Here is a 20,191-nt window from a genome sequence, read left to right on the forward strand (position 1 = left end):
AAGGATGCTGATTTTTTTTATGAGGAGGAAAATAAAATGAAAGTGCAATATCAAAGATTAAATGCAGAGGTAACACCAGAAGCGTTAGCAAGATTGAAAGAAAATAAAATCGTATTAGAGAGTTCAGAACAATCGAAACTAAAAGGGCGTTATTCTATAGTGATTTTCGATACTTACGGTTCAATCACGTTGGATAATGAAACAATGACAGTATGTACACCAGAAGAAAACAGAGTAGAACATGAGCAACCTTATAAAAAAATGAAAGATTTAATTGATCAATATAAAGCAGAAATTGAAGACGAAGCATTAGCGTTATTACCTTTTATTTCTGGTTTTGTAGGATCATGTAGTTTTGATTTAGTAAGACATGAATTCCCAGTACTAAAACAAATCAATCTTGAAGATCATCCGCAACATGATGCTAAGTTTCATATGGTTGAAGATGCATATATATTTGATCATTACAAAGAGCATTTATACGTTATTGCAACGAACTTGTTTTCAAAAGAAAATGATGAACAATTAAAAGCGCGCGTAGCTAAACGTGTAGAAGAATTAAAACAAATTACGATTTATCCATCTGAGCTTGAACATACAGCTACAGAAAAAGAGATTAAATCAAATATTGCACCAGAACAATTTATTAATACAATTAGTAAAATGAAGTCACTCATTCAACAAGGTGATATGTTTCAAGTTGTACCATCTATCGTTTATAGTTACGAACATCACTTTGGTCAACAATTACAAGCTATGTCTTATCAACTTTACCAAAATTTAAAACGTCAAAATCCAAGTCCATATATGTATTACTTGAATATGGATCAGCCGATTGTCGTAGGGAGTTCACCGGAAAGTTTTGTAAAAGTAAAAGGGCAAACCGTAGTGACTAATCCAATTGCCGGAACGATAAAAAGAGGCGCTACTGAAGAAGAAGACCAAGTAAACGAAGCCAGTTTAAAAAACGATGAAAAAGAATTAAGCGAACACAGTATGCTTGTTGATTTGGGTAGAAATGATATCCATCGTGTAAGTGAAACAGGGACTTCGGTAATTGGTAAATTAATGACAATTGAACGTTACGAACATGTGATGCATATTGTCAGTGAAGTTACTGGAAAGCTTAAAGACAATTATTCACCAATGACAGTGATTGCGAGTTTATTACCTACAGGTACTGTATCAGGCGCACCTAAGCTAAGAGCGATTCAACGTATCTATGAAGTGCAACCACAAAAACGTGGCGTATACAGTGGCGGTATTGGTTATATCAATTGTAACCACGACTTAGATTTCGCATTAGCGATTCGTACAATGATGATTGATGACACGCACATTAACGTAGAAGCAGGTTGTGGTGTTGTGTATGATTCAATTCCAGAAAAAGAACTTGAAGAGACAAAATTAAAAGCTAAAAGCTTATTGGAGGTGTCACCATGATACTTATAGTTGATAATTATGATTCATTTACTTATAACTTAGTAGATATGATTGCACAGAAAGAAGCAGTGATAGTTAAATATCCGGATGACCCATCTATATATAATATGGATATTGACGGTGTTATTATTTCACCTGGTCCAGGTCATCCATTAGATACAGATGATTTGATGCAAATCATTGATCATTATAAAAATAAACCGATTTTAGGCGTTTGCTTAGGGTCGCAAGCATTGACTTGTTATCATGGCGGCGATGTCATCCAATGTGATTATATAAAACATGGTAAAAAAGACCAAATGCGTATCACAAAAGAAACTTTGTTATACACTGATATTCCAGAATATTCAGAAATTATGCGATACCATTCATTGATGAGTAATCCTCAAACATTACCTGAAACATTAACAATAACGGCACAAACAGAAGATTGCATACAGTCATTTGAACACACACAATTGTTACATTATGGGATTCAATATCATCCCGAGTCATTTGCTACGGCACATGGTAAACAAATCATTAATAACTTTTTAAACATAATGAAGGAGGTAACAGAAGATGGAGCTACAAACACAGTTAAAACAATATAAACCACTTAATCAAGCACAAATGAATGAATTTATAGAATTACTTATTTCTAAAAATTTAGAAGACAGCGTAAAAATTGAGTTACTCGAAACGTTTTCTGAAAAAGAAACTACGCAAGAGGAGTTAACTTATATATCAAATAGTTTAATTCATTCTATGTATCGTGAACAACCGTACTATCCTAATGCTATGTGTGTTTGTGGCACGGGTGGAGATAAATCAAATAGTTTTAATATCTCTACAACCGTATCTTTTGTTATCGCTAGTGCAAGTGTACCCGTAATTAAGCATGGTAATAAGAGTGTCACTTCATCATCTGGAAGCACGGATTTGTTAAATGCAATGGCTATCAAATCAAGCACTGTTGAAGATACACCAAAACAATTAGACGATAATGGATTGGTCTTTTTAAATGCTACTGAAACATATCCGATAATGAAAAATATTCAACCTATCAGAAAAGGTATCAGCAATCCAACAATATTTAATATTACTGGTCCAATCATTAACCCTTTTAAATTGGATTATCAAGTCATGGGTGTTTACGAAACATCAAAATTAGAAAAAATTGCACAAACCTTAGCAGATTTAGGACGTAAAAAAGCAATCGTTGTATACGGTGCAAATGGTATGGATGAAGCTACATTATCTGGCGACAATATTATTTATGAAGTAACAGCAAATGAAGAAATTAAACACTATACGCTGAATGCAACAGATGTAGGCTTAGATTATGCGCCAAACGAAGCACTTGTTGGAGGTACACCACAAGACAACTTAGAAATCACGAAACATATATTAAATGGAACAGATCGTAGTGCTAAGAGAGATGTTGTTATCTTGAACGCGTGCATCGCACTCTATGTAGCAGAAAAAGCTGAAACAATAGAAGCTGGTGTGAAAGCAAGACAAGCATTAATAGAAAGTGGCAAAGCTTTAACGCAATATAATAAAATGGGAGGCAAAACGTATGACTATATTGGATGAGATTGTAACATATAAAAGAGGTTTACTAGAGCAGGGCTATTATGAAGATAAATTATCAACACTAGAAGCAGTGGATATTTCACATAAAAAAACATTCCAATCACATTTAGATGATTCAAATCAACTTGGAGTGATTGCTGAAATTAAATCTAAAAGTCCAACGCTTGATGGATTACCAAGCAAGAGACTTAGCGCAACAAGTGAAAGATTACGAAGCTCATGGTGCGAATGCAGTTTCTATATTAACGGATGAGCACTATTTTGGTGGTAGCTACGAACGTTTACAAGCATTAACAACAGAAACATCATTACCAGTATTGTGTAAAGATTTTGTAGTAGATCCGATTCAAATTGATGTTGCTAAAAAAGCAGGCGCTTCGATAATATTACTTATCGTTAACGTTTTGACCGATCCAGAATTAAGAGAATTATATAAATACGCTACATCGCAAAATTTAGAAGTGCTCGTAGAAGTTCATGATAAAGAAGAATTAGCACGTGCCTATAAACTAGACCCAAAAATTATTGGTGTGAATAATAGAGACTTGAAGCGTTTCATTACAAATGTCTTGCATACAAATGAGATTTTAGAAGATAAAAAACCGGATTATTACTATATTTCAGAAAGTGGTATCAAAGATGAGCAAGATGTTCAAAATATCGTTGATTCGGGTATAGATGGTTTATTAATTGGTGAATCATTAATGAAATGTGATGACTTAAGTCAATTCTTACCAGGTCTAAAATTAGACAAGGTGCAACGATGAAGTTAAAGTTTTGTGGCTTTCGCACATTAGCCGATGTAAACAAAGCAAAAGACTTAAATATTGATGCGATGGGGTTTATTCATTTTCCAAAGAGTAAAAGATATGTAGATATTCCAACCATTAAACAATTGACTGAAGTTATACCTGATGATAAAGAAAAAGTAGTCATCGTTGTTAATCCAGGTTATGACACGATTACCAATTTGATAACGCAAACGCAGATTTCAACAATTCAACTCCATGGAAATGAACCGTTAGAAACTGTACATTTTATTAAGAAAAGTAATCCGAACATTAAAGTTATCAAAGCCTTACCCGCAACAGACCAACAAACATTAACGACAGCTATTGATTATTATAAAGATAATGTAGATATGTTTATTATTGATACACCATCGAAGTCTTATGGTGGTACAGGTAAAGTATATGATTGGGAAATGTTAAAAACAATCAACGATGTTAACTATTTAATCGCAGGCGGTATGAACTACGACAATATACGAGCTGTAGCATCTTTAGATTTAGCACATCAAGGCTATGATATCGCTAGTGGTATAGAAACAAATAATGAAAAAGATACGGAAAAAATGGCAGCAATTATTAAACTCGTAAAAGGAGCAAATGAATTATGAATAAAAACATACAAACAGAAGCAGATGAATTTGGTTTCTTCGGTGCTTATGGTGGTCAATACGTACCAGAAACGTTAATGCCAGCAATTCAAGAATTGAAACAAGCTTATCAAGAAGCCAAAGCAGACCCTAAATTTCAAGAAGAATTAGATGGTTACCTTAAAGACTATGTTGGTCGTGAAACACCATTGACATATGCTGATTCATATACAGAAGCCCTTGGTGGCGCCAAAATTTATTTAAAACGTGAAGATTTAAATCACACTGGTGCGCATAAAATAAACAATGCATTAGGCCAAGCACTATTAGCCAAAAGAATGGGTAAAAATAAACTTGTTGCTGAAACAGGCGCGGGTCAACATGGTGTTGCGAGTGCGACGGTTGCCGCATTATTTGATATGGAACTCGTAGTATTTATGGGTGAAGAAGACATTAAAAGACAATCTTTAAACGTATTTAGAATGGAATTGTTAGGTGCGAAAGTTGAATCTGTAACTGAAGGCCAAGGAACGTTATCAGACGCGGTTAATAAAGCATTACAATACTGGGTAAGTCATGTAGATGATACGCATTATTTATTAGGTTCAGCTTTAGGACCAGATCCATTTCCAACTATTGTAAGAGATTTACAAAAAATCATCGGTACAGAAATTAAAGCGCAAATTCAAGAAAAAGAAGGGCGTTTACCAGATGCAGTTGTAGCTTGTGTTGGTGGTGGGTCTAATGCCATTGGTACATTCTACCCATTCGTTCAAGATGACGTGAAATTATATGGCGTAGAAGCTGCAGGTGAAGGTTATGATACGGATAGACATGCACTAGCTATTAACAAAGGTAAAGAAGGCGTATTGCACGGTACTAAAATGTATCTTATTCAAGATGAAAATGGTCAAATTCAACAAGCACATTCTATATCTGCAGGTTTAGATTATCCTGGTGTTGGACCAGAACATTCGTATTATCACGATATAGGTAGAGTGAAGTTCGCCACTGCAAGTGATAAACAAGCGATGGATGCTTTAGTTAGATTTACAAAAGCTGAAGGTATTATTCCAGCTATTGAAAGTGCACACGCATTAAGCTATGTAGAAACGTTAGCACCAACGATGGGCAAAGATGAAATTCTTGTTGTTACAGTTTCAGGACGTGGCGATAAAGATATGGAAACAATTAGAAATTATATGAAAGAAGACGGTGATTCTAATGCGTAAACTATTCATTCCATATATTATGGGTAATAAATCTTTTATTGAAAATCTTAAGACCGTCAGTGATGCAGGTGCTGATATTGTTGAAGTAGGTGTACCATTTTCAGACCCAGTGGCTGATGGACCAGTCATTATGGACGCTGGTAGCAAAGCCATAAAAGAGGGCGTCAATATTCAGTATATTTTAGATCAACTAACTGAACATCGTGATTCAATATCAAGTAAATATGTATTAATGACTTATTATAATATTATTAATTTTTACGGAGAAGATGCATTTTTTAAAGCTTGTGAAAAAGCAGGTGTCTACGGTTTAATCATTCCTGATTTGCCACATGAACTAGTGCAACAATTAAAAGAACGCCATCCTGACAGAAAAGTGAATATTATTTCACTCATCGCTATGACGACGTCTGAAGAACGTAGTAATCAAATCGCTCAAGATGCGGAAGGATTTATTTATACAGTAACAATGAATGCGACAACAGGGGAAAATGGTAAGTTCCATCCTGAACTTAAAGATAGAATTAAGCATATAAAATCAATTTCTAATGTGCCTGTCGTTGCAGGTTTTGGTATTCGTACACCAGAACATGTGTCAGATATCATAGAAGCTTCAGATGGTGTCGTTATAGGTAGTGAAATTGTTAAACGATTAGAGAAAGATCCAAAAGCAGACACAGTGAGTTATTTTAATTCAATTAGAAATGCACTCGATAGAAAAAGTGAATAAAGCATTGTGTGTGTAAGAGGTTAGAATTATGGGTACGCTATTAAGAGAGAATATATTTTTGAGGTGCATAGCATGCAATTTCAATGAATTAAATATAGCTATTCTCTTATTTTTAAAAAGAGGTGACATAATTTGAGTAAAAAAGTCTTGTTTATTATAACAAGTGTTAATCAATTTGAAGATGGTACACCAACAGGATTATGGTTAGAAGAAGCAAGTGAACCTTATGATATATTAACGGAAGCAAATATTAATGTAGATATCGCTACAATAAATGGTGGGGAAGTCCCATTAGATCCCAATTCTACACAGAATGGTGAACTTAATAAATATAAAGCATTTGTTGAGCAAACGAAATCAGCGTCAAGTATAGAAGATATAGACGTGAGTCAATACGACGCTGTATATTTACCAGGCGGTCATGGCACAGTATTTGATTTTGCACATAATCAGAAGTTAGCTTCTGTACTTGCTGACTTTAAAGCAGATGATAAAATCATTGCATCTGTATGTCACGGTCCAAGTGCTTTTGTCGGTGCTAAAGATAAGAAAGGCAACTTCCTAGTGAAGGGCGTGACGTTAACTGCATTTACAGATGAAGAAGAACGTGCAATGGGCTTTGAGGAAAAAGTACCTTTCTTAACTCAGACAGAATTAGAAAATCAAGGCGTCAAATTTGTAACTCAGGACAACTTCACTGAACATGTGGAAACAGATAATCAATTTATTACTGGTCAAAACCCACAATCAAGCGTAGCAATAGGTGAAACATTACGAGACGCTTTAAATTAGAACATAGTATCATAAGGCGTGGAACAGATATAAATGTTCTACTCCCAACTATAAAGAAAACTGGAAAACTTAATAAGTTTTCCAGTTTTTATTGTTATAACAATGGCAAATGTGTTTAATTGCTTATTCTTTGTTAAAATATAAGTAATGATATAATAAGACATACATAAAGTTCATGTATAATGAATTTATATATGCTATTGATTTAGTTTTATAAATGGTTATTGTATAATAATCAAGATTGAAGTTTAAACTCAAATAAAAAAAGAACTATAAACAAATAGGAGTATACAAAATGAAATTTACGAATTTAACTGCTAAAGAGTTCAGTACATTTACAGATAATATGCCAAATAGTCATTTTACACAAATGGTAGGAAACTACGAATTGAAAATTGCAGAAAGTACAGAAACACACTTAGTTGGTATTAAAAACAATGAAAATGAAGTCATTGCGAGCATGTTTACTGACTGCAGTACCAGTAATGAAGTTTTATAAATATTTTTATACAAACAGAGGACCTGTTATAGATTTTGAAAATAAAGAACTTGTTCATTACTTCTTTAATGAATTAACTAAATATGTTAAAAAACATAAAGGTTTACATTTAAGAGTTGACCCTTATTTAGCTTATCAATATCGTAATCATGATGGAGAAGTGTTAGGAAATGCTGGTCATGACTGGTTTTTCGACAAAATGAAACAATTAGGATACAAACACCAAGGATTTTTAACTGGTTTTGATCCAATTCTTCAAATTAGATATCACTCAGTATTAGATTTAGCAGGTAAAACAGCTAAAGATGTACTTAACGGCATGGATAGCCTACGTAAACGTAATACAAAAAAAGTTCAAAAGAATGGTGTTAAAGTAAGATTCTTAGAAGAAGATGAGTTACCAATCTTCCGTTCGTTTATGGAAGATACATCTGAATCAAAAGAATTTGATGATAGGGAAGATAGCTTTTATTATAATAGATTGAGATATTATAAGAATCGTATCTTGGTCCCGTTAGCTTATATGGACTTTGATGAATATATCGAAGAATTAAAAGCAGAGCGTGATGTCTTAAGTAAAGATATTAACAAGGCGATTAAAGATATAGAAAAACGACCAGAAAATAAAAAAGCGTATAATAAGCGAGATAATTTAGAACAACAGCTTATTGCAAATCAACAAAAAATTGAAGAAGCGCAATCGTTACAGGCTGAACACGGTAATGAATTACCAATTTCTGCAGCATACTTTATTATTAACCCCTTTGAAGTAGTTTACTATGCAGGTGGCACTTCAAATGAATTTAGACACTTTGCTGGTAGTTATGCGATTCAGTGGAAGATGATTAATTACGCTATTGACCATAATATAGATAGATATAACTTCTACGGTATCAGTGGTAATTTCACAGAAGATGCGGAAGATGCGGGCGTAGTGAAATTTAAAAAAGGATTTAATGCCGAAGTAGTTGAATACGTTGGGGATTTTGTAAAACCTATTAATAAACCAATGTACAAAATTTATACGACATTAAAAAAAATAAAAGATATTAAGAAGTAGATATAAATTATAGAAGGGAACTAAGCTAGAATGAAATTTACAGAGTTAACCGTCAAAGAGTATGACAATTTTGTACAAAACCCAGCATTAGAGAGTCATTACTTTCAAGTAAAAGAAAATATTGCGACAAGAGAAGAAGATGGATTTCAAGTTGTACTATTAGGCTTAAAAGATGACGACAATCAGGTTATTGTCGCTAGTCTTTTCTCTAAAATTCCTACAATGGGGAGCTATGTTTATTATTCTAATCGTGGTCCAGTTATGGATTACAATGATTTAGGTTTAGTAGATTTCTATTTACGTGAATTAGATCATTATCTTCAACACCATAATTGTTTATATGTCAAAATGGACCCGTACTGGATTTATAAAATATATGATAAAGATATCAATCCATTGCCAGAACCAGATAAGAATGACGCATTAGTCAACTTATTTAAATCTCATGGGTATACACATCACGGCTTTACGACTGAATATGATACATCTAGCCAAGTAAGATGGATGGGTGTATTGAACTTAGATGGCCAAACACCAAGCATCTTTAAAAAAACAATTTGATAGCCAAAGAAAACGTAATATCAATAAAGCAATTAATTTTGGTATTAAAGTTAGATTGTTAAATAGGGATGAATTCGGTCTTTTCTTAGATCTTTATCGAGAAACTGAAAAACGTGCTGGCTTTGTATCTAAAACAGATGAATATTTCTATAATTTCATTGATAATTATGGTGATAAAGCTTTAATACCTTTAGCATATATAGACTTAAATGAATATATTGAAAATACACAAGAGAGTATTAATGATAAAGAATCACGTAGAGATCAAATCATGCAGAATGAAAATAAATCAGATAAACAGTTGAAGAAAATTACAGAACTGGATAAACAAATAGAGCATGATAAAAAAGAGTTAATGCATGCAAGTGAATTAAGATTAACAGATGGTGCTATATTAAATTTAGCTGCTGGTGTATATTTTGCAAATGCATATGAAGTAAACTACTTCTCTGGTGGCTCATCAGAAAAATATAATCAATATATGGGACCTTATATGATGCACTGGTACATGTTGAACTATTGTTTTGACAATGGTTATGGTCGCTATAATTTCTATGGTTTATCAGGCGACTTCACTGAAAATAGTGAAGATTACGGCGTATATCGCTTTAAACGTGGATTTAATGTGCAAATTGAAGAATTAATCGGCGACTTTTATAAACCAATTAAGAAAACAAAATATTGGTTATTTAATACGTTGAATAATGTTAGAAAAAAGTAAAAAAATAGCAAAAAAAGAAAGCATACTGGTATGTAAGCCCTAATCAGTATGCTTTCTTTCGTTCTGAAGTTAGTTATATTAGGATGGCAATTCCAATATAACAATGAACTAAAATGTGGAATAGTCTGAGATGTTAATTCTTGTTGTTCCCACATTTTTTAGTATAGCATAGGATTTTAGCAATGCAATAACCTTACACTATAATAATTTTATAGTAAAATTTATTTTTATAAAATTATTAAAATAATATATGTAATAGTTATGAAAATATGAAAAGCGCACTACAAGACGACTTGTAGTGCGCTTTCTAGCATGATTTTTCAAAAATGCGCCCTATTTATTTACAAGTTAAGGATCATTAAGATAATGCTCTAATGATATAAGTTATACCAATAATAAAGAACACCGCACTCATGAAGATAGCAACTAAAATTGCCACCATAAGTGGATTAAACAGTAAAATAATACCGAAAATAATTGTAATAATGTTCAAAATAACCGATATAATATGGAAACCTTTATTTGATTTTTCAAGTGGCGTTACCGTAAACATATTAAATAACGCATTAATAATAAACCAAATAGCAAATAAATAAACAATAAATGTCGTACTTGTAACGATATTAAATAAAATCAATAACCCTAAAATAATGTTAATTACACCAAGTACAAGCACTATGGTTGAAGCATTTTTATCTGTTTTTTTCATTACACGACGAACGAAAATTTCTAAAAAACCGTTAATAATAAATAGTAGTCCTATGAGCCATGTAATAGCAAATAAGTTTTCTTCAGGAAAACTTAAAATAAACACGCCAATAATTAGAAAAATGACGCCAATCACTAAACTAGACCATTTGATTCGGGAACGTTCCCGCATAAATTTCACTCCTAAATGATTATCTAAATAGTATATACCCAAATGACAGAAAAGAACACGTTTTTTATAGGTGCCTATATTTATGTTATGTAACCCTATAAGTATATGCTTTAAATAAAAGACCATTTTTTAAGGATTGCTATAAAATTGAAGGAGATATCAATCTAATAGCAAGATTAAAGAACAAAGTATTGTTTGAGCTTAAAATCACTAATTCATAAAAATAAGACGCTGAGAAGTCGATTTCTCAGCGTTTAAATATAAGTTCATGAGTATATATCCATGTAAACACACGTAAAATTGTGAGTTTAGATCATTGTATAAAATAACCGAAAACAAGATAAACAATATCTTAGTCGCATACAGTCAAAACAAAACTTGTATAGATATTTACGTAGCTTGAAAGTTAATAAAGTACAATTATAATTAGACATTAAGTGAGATGCGTATAAGTATCTAGTAAATGTTAAATGATATGACGTTATGTATATGCATGAAAAAGCTAAAATAGGATTAATAAGTAGTAAATGCTAAATACATAATATATATGATAAAAATAGCTATATAGATATGTAACTTTTAAAATTTACTTTTTAGTTTACATAATATATATTATAGGAAGTTATACTTGTTAATAATTCGTTACAGTTAAATGGTTGTACTATCCCTTCTTAACTGGATATGTATAATTAATAAAATAAGCCTCTAACTATTATCTAATTGAGACTGTATGATTTTTCTTTGATTAAGTTGCAATTCATTTTGATTGTTTTAAATTAAGTAGTATTTTAGTATACCTTTCAAGAACACTTTCATTTATGTTTAAGATTTTCATAAGCAAATTATTATTTGAATCTTGATCAATACTAATGTTTTCTTATTTTCTAATAAATGTTGCACAAAAATAAAATAGTGTATTTCCATTTACGTATTGTGAAACATTTATTTATTGTCCATTTTCCCTGCTTTCTTCTTCAATTGATTAAGATGCGTAATTCTAATTATTTTAATTATATCTGGTAAAAAAACCGCGATAATTAAAAGTACAACCATTATTGTCATAATAAATGAAACCTCCTTATTTGTTCTTTGACTTTTGGTCTAAGTAATTTAAATAACCAAGTGATGTAAATGCAACTGTTTTAGAATAGTCGGTGTTTGTACTGCAAATACGAATATTAGCAAACTTCTATTTCATTCGCTTCCCCCACTTTTTCAAAGAACGATGTATGAAGTAATTAAACTATTAAATTTACATATTATATAATAAATTTAGGAATAATAGGAATCATCTGGTCCAATTTTTTTAATAATCGAACCTAAGTTCTGTGATGAATAGTTAGATTGTTATTTATTCCAGTACTTAGATTAGTACTGGTTTACTTAACTAATTAATTGTATAATTAAAATATAAAATAAAGGGAGATAGAGATATGAAAAAACTACTAGTGGTTACAACTTTATCGGGTGCATTGTTATTGGGAGCTTGTGGTAATTCTAATTCATCAGAAGATAAAAGTTCAAATTTAGAACCAGAAAAACAAGAAGAAGTATACAAGAAAGAAACTAAAAAATTAGGATCAGCAATTGTTAAAGAATCTGAAGCTGAATCTGATTCTGAAAGCAAAGAAGCTGTAAAAAATCTAGAAAAAGCTATTGATAGATACGAAAGTAAAACAAAAAATTTAGATGGAATCGATACAGGAATCGGTGATCATGCTTTAGAAGTTGCTAAGATTACAGAAATTCTTGGAAATAGAATGTTCGATTTAGATGAATTTAAAGAAAACAATCCAGATAAGGAAAAAACTTATGATCTTGCTCTTATGGATACAGTTGTAAATGTCGCATTCTCTATAGAAAGTATGAGTTCAGAGTATGAAGATTATGATGTTTCTTCTAAAAATGAATACTTAGGCAAAAAAGCTAATGAAGAAATTACTGATATATTAGCAATAACTTCAGGCTATGAGTTAAATGAATTTGTTGAAGGATATGGCACTCTAGTAGTCGATTATGATGAAGATCTAAATGATGATCAAACAAAATCTTTATCTAACACAGATTATAGAGAAAAATTAAATAAGTTAATGATTACTGAAGAAGCTGATGTTTCTAAAAACGAGTACAACGAATCAGTAAATATGTTTAATAAATTCGCTCCAGAGTTCCTTCATTATAAAGAAGTTGATAAGATGGTTTCATCTACAGAAAATATGAATATGATGGATATAAGAAATGGTGTTGTCGGTGCTAACACAGACGCTGGTATAGATAGTTATGAAGACGTTGAAGGTGAAGCTAAAGATATGGAAGAAGAACTTGGAGAATTTGGTGATACAGAAGAAGATACATCTTCAGAAGAATCTACTACTTCAGAAAAATCTGATGAAAGCACAGAAGATGATAGTGGCTATTCGGCAGAAGCTTACAATGATTTAGTTGATGAATATAATAGTCTTACTGATGGTGAAAAAATGAATCATGTGGATGAAGACGTATTAGATATTGAATATGAACAGCTAGATGATAGAGTTACAGCTTTACAATAGTAAGGAGGCTAACTTATGAAATACTTGTTCGATAGTAAAGGTAATCATATAGCAAATGTTATTAATGATAATTTGTTTTCTGTTAAAGGAATAAATATTGGCCATTGTGTTACTGATCTAAATATCTTTATTGATATATATGGAAAGTATATTGGTGAAATCATATATGAAGACAGACTAATGTATAATAAATCATCACCATTTAAAAATAAAAAATTTGGTATATATGGTGAAACTAGTAATGGTGGAATATATGGAATTCCAAGAGGAAGACATTCTATAGGAAATATAACTGGTTATACTGATACGAATTTAGAAAGACTAATATTTTTAAAAGACTTATAAAGATAATTGAGACCGGGAAATTCCCGATCTCATTTTTTATAGATTTAACTCTTTGTTTAATAACTCTTGATCTTTATCTTTCAAATACGACATGGTAGTTTCATATGACGATAGGAGTGAGGATTGAAATTTATTTCTTCTCCAGTAAGTTTGGTTAAAACTTTTCTGAAACTGATTGTCCAATTATAAAGAGTTTTATATTTCGCTACTCGTTATCTTCTTCTTTACAACAATACATAGACTTTCAATTTTTTAACGCGAATTTAAAGATATAATTAAAAAAATGAACTGTAACTTAGATTATAGCTACAGTTCATTTTTTATTTTTGTTTATAATCTTCTAATTCATCTTTTGGGATGCCACCACGTTTACGTATTTCTTTTCTAGCTTTCTTTTCGCGGCGTTTACGTCTCCAGTTACGTGTCATGTACCATATTACAAAGCTTAGGATTAAACTTAATATAGTCATAAACGCAACAGAAACCTAATAAAGGTTCATATGTAATATCTTGAAAATTTGGTATTAAAAATGCTGATATTGCTAATACTACTAATATTAAGATTGGTGCAGTAAACCATTTATTTAAGACAAGATTGCAAAATACTGTTACTAATATGACAGCTACTACAGTAATCCATAAAAAATTAGGCATATCAAAAATAGTCATTAATTCCTCTCCTTTTTATTTAATATTTATACTTTACTTACATTATATATATATCATACTATATTTTCTATATAAATACATTCAGTCTTGAGCAGTATAATTTTATATTAAATTAATAAAAAATACGTGTCAATCCAATTCGGTTTACTGTTCCCCACTTTTAATATAGATAAACTTTCGATTATCATTTATCCGGGTCATTCATGTATAATTAACTGTGAATACAATATAAATGTAGAGGAGTAGATTATATGGCTGAAACACTACCATTTAGAAATAATGTTCCAATTGAAGAAACGTGGGACGTAACTGACTTATTTAGTTCTGACGATGCATTTTATAATACATTGAATGAGACTTTAGAACAAGCTAAGGCGTTTAATCAACAATATACAGGTCACTTACATGAAGTAGATATTGTTGAAGATGCACTGGATGCATATTCTGAACTATTAATTCAATTAGATCGAATGGCAAATTACGCTGAGTTAAGATTGAGCGTTGATACGGCTAATGAACATGCACAGACATTAAGCGCAAAATTGTCTACATCTTATGGAAAAATCGCTAGTGAACTTTCATTTGTAGTTTCAGAAATATTAGAACTTTCTGATCAAACACTTGAACAACTTGTTAAAACATCGAAGTATCCACACTTTTTAACAAAATTAAAAGCGAATAAGGCGCATCAATTATCTCCAGAAGTTGAAAAAGTATTAGCAAGTTTGTCCCCTACTTTTGAGAGCGCTTTTGAACTTTATGGAACTACAAAAATGTTGGATATTGATTTTGAATCATTTGAATATGATCATCAAACATATCCTTTAGATTATGCTACTTTTGAGAATGAATATGAAGATAATCCAAATGAGGCGTTTAGAAGAATAAGTTTCAAACATTTCAGTAATGCATTAAGTAAGTATCAACATACGACAGTCGCGACATATAATATGCAAGTGCAACAAGAGAAAATCGAAGCAGATTTAAGAGGATATGATTCTGTTATTGATTATTTACTACAAGAGCAAGAAGTGACACGAGACATGTTTAACAGACAAATTGATGTAATTATGAGTGATTTAGCGCCCATTATGCAAAAATATGCGAAATTAGTTAAACGTGTTCATGGCTTAGATGTGATGCATTTTGAAGATTTAAAAGTTTCTATTGATCCAAATTATGAGCCCGAAATTTCAATAGAAGATTCTAAACAATATATTTATGGTGCTTTAAATGTACTTGGTGAAGATTATTTGAAAATGGTTGAAGCCGCTTATAAAGATAGATGGATAGATTTTGCACAAAACAAAGGTAAAGAAACAGGTGCCTATTGTGCGAGTCCATATGCTTCACATTCATATGTCTTTATATCATGGACTGGTAAAATGACTGAAACCTTTGTGTTAGCGCATGAATTAGGTCATGCGGGTCACTTTACTTTAGCACAGGAACATCAAAATTATTTAGAATCAGAAGCTTCGATGTATTTTGTAGAAGCACCTTCTACTATGAATGAAATGCTTATGGCAAACTACTTATTTGAAAATAGTAATGATGCTAAATTTAAACGTTGGGTAACAGGTTCTATTATTTCAAGAACGTATTATCATAATATGGTTACGCATTTACTTGAAGCTGCTTTCCAACGTGAAGTTTATAATAAAGTCGATCAAGGCGAATCATTAACTGCCCCAGTACTTAATGACATTATGCTTGATGTCTATAGTCAATTCTTTGGAGACAGTGTGAAACTGACAGAAGGCGCAGAGTTAACTTGGATGAGACAACCACACTATTATATGGGATTATATTCATACACGTATTCAGCGGGCTTAACAATTGGTACAGTGATGTCTCAACGTATTCAAAATGAAGGACAACCGACTGTTGATGCTTGGCTAGATACATTGAAAGCAGGAGGTAGTAAATCACCAGTAGATTTAGCCGAAATTGCAGGTATAGATATCCGTACGGAACAACCATTAAAATCAACAATTGGCTATATTGGCAAACTTGTTGATGAACTAGAAACATTAACTGATGAAATTGAAAAGAAATAACGTTTTATAAAATTTAAAAAGCACAATGGCAATTTAGAAGATCATCCACTTTCATTTATCTGAAAGCGAGTCATCTTTATAAAGCCATTGTGCTTTTATTATGTGTAACATTCTTATTTATTATAGGATTCATAACGTTCGCCTGTAATAAAGAAATAAATATTCTCTGCTATATTACAGATATGATCTCCAATACGTTCCAAATGTCTTGCGACTAAATGTGCTTGCCCTGCAACGAAAGGATCATTATCTATTAAATACGTTGTGTTTACAATGTTTTTATAGATATCATCAATATCTTTATCACGATCAATGATTTCTTTTATTAAGGTAATATCATTGTCTTTTACTGCATCATCTAAGTCTTTTAACATTAATAGCGCAAGTTTTCCCATGGTGTTGAGTCTCGTCAGTACATATTCATCAATAATTTTTGCACGTAATCTAATTTTCGCTATACTTGCCGCATTATCGCCTATACGTTCAAAATCAGTAGCGATTTTTAAAGCGGCCATCATTAAACGTAAATCTGTAGCAATCGGTTGTTGCTTAGTGATAAGCATGATTACTTTTTCATTAATTTCAGTTTCTTGCTCATTGATTTCTTTATCCTTAGCTATTGTTTGTCTGGCATAATTACGATCTTCTTCACTTAACGACGTTAGTCCAAATTCTATATTACGATATACATAAAGACCAAGTCGACGTAGATCTTTAATAAGTCCGTCTAGTTGGCCTTCATATTTATGTCTAATTGTCGCCATAGATTAACCGAAGCGACCTGAGATATAATCTTCAGTTTGCTTATCTGCAGGATTAGAGAAGATCTTATCAGTGTCGTCGTATTCATTAACATAGCCGTTAAGGAAGAAAGCAGTTTTATCAGAAACACGAGCAGACTTGTTGCATATTATGCGTAACAATGACGATTGAATATTGTTCTTTAAGTTCTTGAACAAGTTCTTCTATTTTTAATGTTGATATTGGATCTAAAGCTGACGTTGGCTCATCCATTAATATAACATCTGGTTCGATAGCTAATGTACGCGCAATACAAACACGTTGTTGTTGTCCACCTGATAAACTATAAGCGTTTTTGTCTAAGTCATCTTTTAATTCATCCCAAATTGCGGCGCCACGTAAAGATTTTTCAACAATTTCATCTAAGACTTTTTTGTTTTTAATACCATGGATTTTAGGACCATAAGTGATATTATCATAAATTGATTTAGGAAATGGGTTTGGTTGTTGGAATACCATCCCTACATTTGTTCTCAATTTTTCAACTGAATATTTATTATCGAAAATATTTTTATCACGGTACATGATTTTACCAGCAGTTTTAACAGATGGTACAAGTTCAACCATACGATTTAATGCTTTAATGTATGTTGATTTACCACACCCTGATGGCCCAATAATCGCTGTTACATTATTTTCTAAGATATCTAAGTTAATGTTTTTTAATGCATGATTTTCGCCATACCATAAATCAAGATTTTTAGTTGAATAGACAATTTTCTTTTGGCTATCTGGAATTTTATTGTCTGAATGGTTTGGTTCAATAGTAGCTATTGGTGAGTCATTACGGTCGGTATGTGATTTTATTGTATCGTTCGTATCGTTATTATCTATAATTTGTTTATTCATAATTAAAACTCCTTTTTATAGGCTAGATGCTAAGGTTTTACTGAAACCCTAGCACATTCCCATTTACTAGCCTTTTTTAAATAATATTTATCGTGTCTTAAATTTAGTATTTTTTACTATATTTATTTCTTAAGAATATCGCTATTGCATTCATTAATAGTAATATAACGAGTAATACGATAATTCCTGCCGATGCAACGTTTTGGAATTCTTCCTGTGGTAATTTTGTCCAGCTATAAATTGACATTGGTAACGCTTGGAATTGATCGAATATTGTTGATGGTAGCTGTAATAAAATCGTTGGTATACCAATTAAAATTAATGGTGCTGTCTCACCTAATGCACGAGATAGTGCTAAGATGAAACCTGTCAAAATACCAGGAATCGCCGCCGGTAACACAACACGGCGTATTGTTTGCCATTTGTTAGCACCTAGTCCGTATGAAGCTTCTTTTACAGAACTAGGTACAGATCTTATAGCTTCTTGGCTAGCTACAATGATTACCGGTAAGATAAGTAATGACATTGTTAATGCGACCGCTAAAACGGAGTTTCCAAGTGCAATTGAATCGATACCCATACCTCTTACGAAAATTGTAAGACCGAGTAAACCGAATACGACTGAAGGTACACCAGCTAAGTTTGAGATACTCACTTTAATAAAGTTTGTAAGTGCATTTTCTTTAGCATATTCTTCTAAATAAATTGCAGTACCAACACCTAAAGTAATTGTTATCGGGATAATAGTAACCATTAACCATATTGTACCGATAAAGGCACCTTTAATCCCTGCCATAGAAGGCGTTGATGATGAGAAATTAGTGAAAAATGATGGAGTTAAGTGTCCAAGCACCTTTTATAAGTGTATCAATGAGTAATGCCGCTAATACGAGCAGACCAACCATTGTACAGGCAAAGAAAGCCCATTTATTAACATTATTTGTCGTTAACCTTCCAGAGAGTTTCTTTTCAACTGTTTGTTGATCTACGAGCACGTTTTTGTTTGTTTCAGTCATATTAATACTCCTCTCTGAAACGTTTCGTAATCCATTGAGAAATCAAGTTCATTACTAACGTGAATAAGAATAAAGTGAATCCTACTGCATAAATACTATAGTAAGTATCAGTACCAAATGTTGCATCACCTGTTGCTACTTGAACGATATAACCTGTCATTGTTTGGATAGACCCTGTTATATCAAGTGATGCACTCGGTGTACTACCTGCAGCAAGAGATACGATCATAGTTTCGCCAATTGCACGTGAAATTGCTAATACAATTGAGGCCATAATACCTGAAGTTGCAGCTGGTAAAATAACTTTAGTTGCTACTTCAAATTTTGTAGCACCTAAACCTAGTGCACCTTCTCGCATTTTGTTTGGTACAGATGACATTGCATCTTCACTCATACTTGATATTAATGGAATAATCATTACACCAACTACAAGACCTGGACTAATAGAGTTGAAACTACCTATGTCTGGAAAGATTCCACGTATTAACGGTGTAACAAATGTTAGAGCAAAGAAACCGAATACGATTGTTGGAATACCAGATAATATTTCTAATATTGGTTTGATAATACTTTTAGCACGTGGCGAAGCATATTCACTTAAGTAAAGTGCCGCACCCAGACCTAATGGCACTGCTACGATTGTCGCTATTACAGTTATTTTCAACGTACCTAATATTAATGGCCAAATTCCAAATTTAGGATCAGATGAGAATGGTGTCCATTCCATCGAAAAGAGAAATTCTGTAATAGGAATACGTGTGAAAAACGTAATTGTTTCAGTTAATAATGTGACTACAATGCCGATTGTCGCTAATATAGAAAAAATTGCTATTGTACCTAAAATAATAGGAACAATTTTATCGCTTGCACCATTTTTATTGGCGTTGTTTTTTTCAATCATTTCGCTTACGGAGCGGTTTTTATTCGCCATGTTAATATCCTTCCTTCATATAGACTCCGAAATTGTTAAAAAAAGGTTGGGATATTTAGAAATAGAGAAACAAAGTGGACGTTATTCCCATCGC

The 20,191-nt window shown here is 32.0% G+C and carries 13 protein-coding genes and 6 pseudogenes; 13 read left to right on the plus strand and 6 right to left on the minus strand.

Features of this window, described 5'->3' with window-relative positions; translation table 11 throughout:
- Nucleotides 1-36 precede the first annotated feature (36 nt).
- The 10 genes and pseudogenes from ABLV95_RS04685 to ABLV95_RS04730 all read left to right on the plus strand — a co-directional run bounded on the left by ABLV95_RS04685 (nt 37) and on the right by ABLV95_RS04730 (nt 9,994).
- The gene (locus tag ABLV95_RS04685) at nt 37-1,443 is read left to right on the plus strand and encodes an anthranilate synthase component I (RefSeq protein ID WP_427704493.1); all 1,407 of its coding nucleotides are present in this window, start codon (nt 37-39) and stop codon (nt 1,441-1,443) included.
- A complete protein-coding gene (locus ABLV95_RS04690; protein ID WP_427704492.1) occupies nt 1,440-2,036 on the plus strand; it encodes an anthranilate synthase component II in 597 nt (198 codons plus the stop codon). The genes ABLV95_RS04685 and ABLV95_RS04690 overlap by 4 nt, the downstream gene beginning before the upstream one ends.
- Nucleotides 2,005-3,021, plus strand: a complete 1,017-nt coding sequence (gene trpD, locus ABLV95_RS04695; RefSeq protein ID WP_460876513.1) for an anthranilate phosphoribosyltransferase — start codon at nt 2,005-2,007, stop codon at nt 3,019-3,021. The genes ABLV95_RS04690 and trpD overlap by 32 nt, the downstream gene beginning before the upstream one ends.
- Nucleotides 3,005-3,788 (plus strand): annotated as a pseudogene (gene trpC / locus ABLV95_RS04700) (indole-3-glycerol phosphate synthase TrpC). Before trpD ends, trpC begins: the two are co-directional and overlap by 17 nt.
- The gene (locus ABLV95_RS04705; RefSeq protein WP_427704488.1) at nt 3,785-4,420 is read left to right on the plus strand and encodes a phosphoribosylanthranilate isomerase; all 636 of its coding nucleotides are present in this window, start codon (nt 3,785-3,787) and stop codon (nt 4,418-4,420) included. The pseudogene trpC and the gene ABLV95_RS04705 overlap by 4 nt, the downstream one beginning before the upstream one ends.
- The gene (gene trpB / locus ABLV95_RS04710; protein ID WP_427704486.1) at nt 4,417-5,631 is read left to right on the plus strand and encodes a tryptophan synthase subunit beta; all 1,215 of its coding nucleotides are present in this window, start codon (nt 4,417-4,419) and stop codon (nt 5,629-5,631) included. Before ABLV95_RS04705 ends, trpB begins: the two co-directional genes overlap by 4 nt.
- Nucleotides 5,624-6,361, plus strand: a complete 738-nt coding sequence (gene trpA, locus ABLV95_RS04715) for a tryptophan synthase subunit alpha (protein WP_427704485.1) — start codon at nt 5,624-5,626, stop codon at nt 6,359-6,361. Before trpB ends, trpA begins: the two co-directional genes overlap by 8 nt.
- A gap of 132 nt (nt 6,362-6,493) precedes the next feature.
- Complete coding sequence (locus ABLV95_RS04720; protein WP_069832130.1) at nt 6,494-7,153, plus strand: type 1 glutamine amidotransferase domain-containing protein; 660 nt, start codon at nt 6,494-6,496, stop codon at nt 7,151-7,153.
- A 295-nt stretch (nt 7,154-7,448) separates the two neighbouring features.
- Nucleotides 7,449-8,712: pseudogene (locus ABLV95_RS04725) on the plus strand (aminoacyltransferase).
- 30 nt (nt 8,713-8,742) lie between these two features.
- Nucleotides 8,743-9,994 (plus strand): annotated as a pseudogene (locus tag ABLV95_RS04730) (aminoacyltransferase).
- Between the two features lie 358 nt (nt 9,995-10,352).
- Here the strand turns inward: ABLV95_RS04730 and ABLV95_RS04735 are convergent.
- Complete coding sequence (locus tag ABLV95_RS04735; protein WP_460872633.1) at nt 10,353-10,874, minus strand: DUF308 domain-containing protein; 522 nt, start codon at nt 10,872-10,874, stop codon at nt 10,353-10,355.
- A gap of 1,433 nt (nt 10,875-12,307) precedes the next feature.
- Between ABLV95_RS04735 and ABLV95_RS04740 the strand changes: the two genes are divergently transcribed.
- On the plus strand, nt 12,308-13,426 hold the full coding sequence (locus tag ABLV95_RS04740) for a hypothetical protein (RefSeq protein ID WP_460876515.1): 1,119 nt from the start codon (nt 12,308-12,310) through the stop codon (nt 13,424-13,426).
- 15 nt (nt 13,427-13,441) lie between these two features.
- Entirely contained in the window at nt 13,442-13,771 is a 330-nt protein-coding gene (locus ABLV95_RS04745) for a hypothetical protein (RefSeq protein ID WP_427704478.1), read from the plus strand.
- 320 nt (nt 13,772-14,091) lie between these two features.
- Here ABLV95_RS04745 and ABLV95_RS04750 read toward each other — a convergent pair.
- Nucleotides 14,092-14,440: pseudogene (locus tag ABLV95_RS04750) on the minus strand (hypothetical protein).
- Nucleotides 14,441-14,691: 251 nt separating this feature from the next.
- On the opposite strand from ABLV95_RS04750, the gene pepF reads away from it, so the two are divergent.
- Nucleotides 14,692-16,500 (plus strand): oligoendopeptidase F, encoded by a 1,809-nt coding sequence (gene pepF, locus ABLV95_RS04755; RefSeq protein ID WP_460876519.1) that lies wholly within the window; start codon nt 14,692-14,694, stop codon nt 16,498-16,500.
- Between the two features lie 113 nt (nt 16,501-16,613).
- Here the strand turns inward: pepF and phoU are convergent, their stop codons facing one another.
- The 4 genes and pseudogenes from phoU to pstC all read right to left on the minus strand — a co-directional run bounded on the left by phoU (nt 16,614) and on the right by pstC (nt 20,097).
- Nucleotides 16,614-17,264, minus strand: coding sequence for a phosphate signaling complex protein PhoU (phoU, locus tag ABLV95_RS04760; protein ID WP_460876521.1), 651 nt, complete (start codon nt 17,262-17,264; stop codon nt 16,614-16,616).
- 3 nt (nt 17,265-17,267) lie between these two features.
- Nucleotides 17,268-18,150, minus strand: a pseudogene (pstB, locus tag ABLV95_RS04765) (phosphate ABC transporter ATP-binding protein PstB).
- 103 nt (nt 18,151-18,253) lie between these two features.
- Nucleotides 18,254-19,166 (minus strand): annotated as a pseudogene (gene pstA / locus ABLV95_RS04770) (phosphate ABC transporter permease PstA).
- A gap of 1 nt (nt 19,167) precedes the next feature.
- Nucleotides 19,168-20,097 carry a phosphate ABC transporter permease subunit PstC gene (pstC, locus tag ABLV95_RS04775; RefSeq protein WP_046465299.1) on the minus strand — a complete coding sequence of 310 codons (930 nt, stop codon included), beginning with the start codon at nt 20,095-20,097 and terminating at the stop codon, nt 19,168-19,170.
- Nucleotides 20,098-20,191: the final 94 nt, after the last annotated feature.

This window comes from Staphylococcus sp. Mo2-1, from assembly GCF_046721385.1.
GTDB lineage: Bacteria > Bacillota > Bacilli > Staphylococcales > Staphylococcaceae > Staphylococcus > Staphylococcus equorum_A.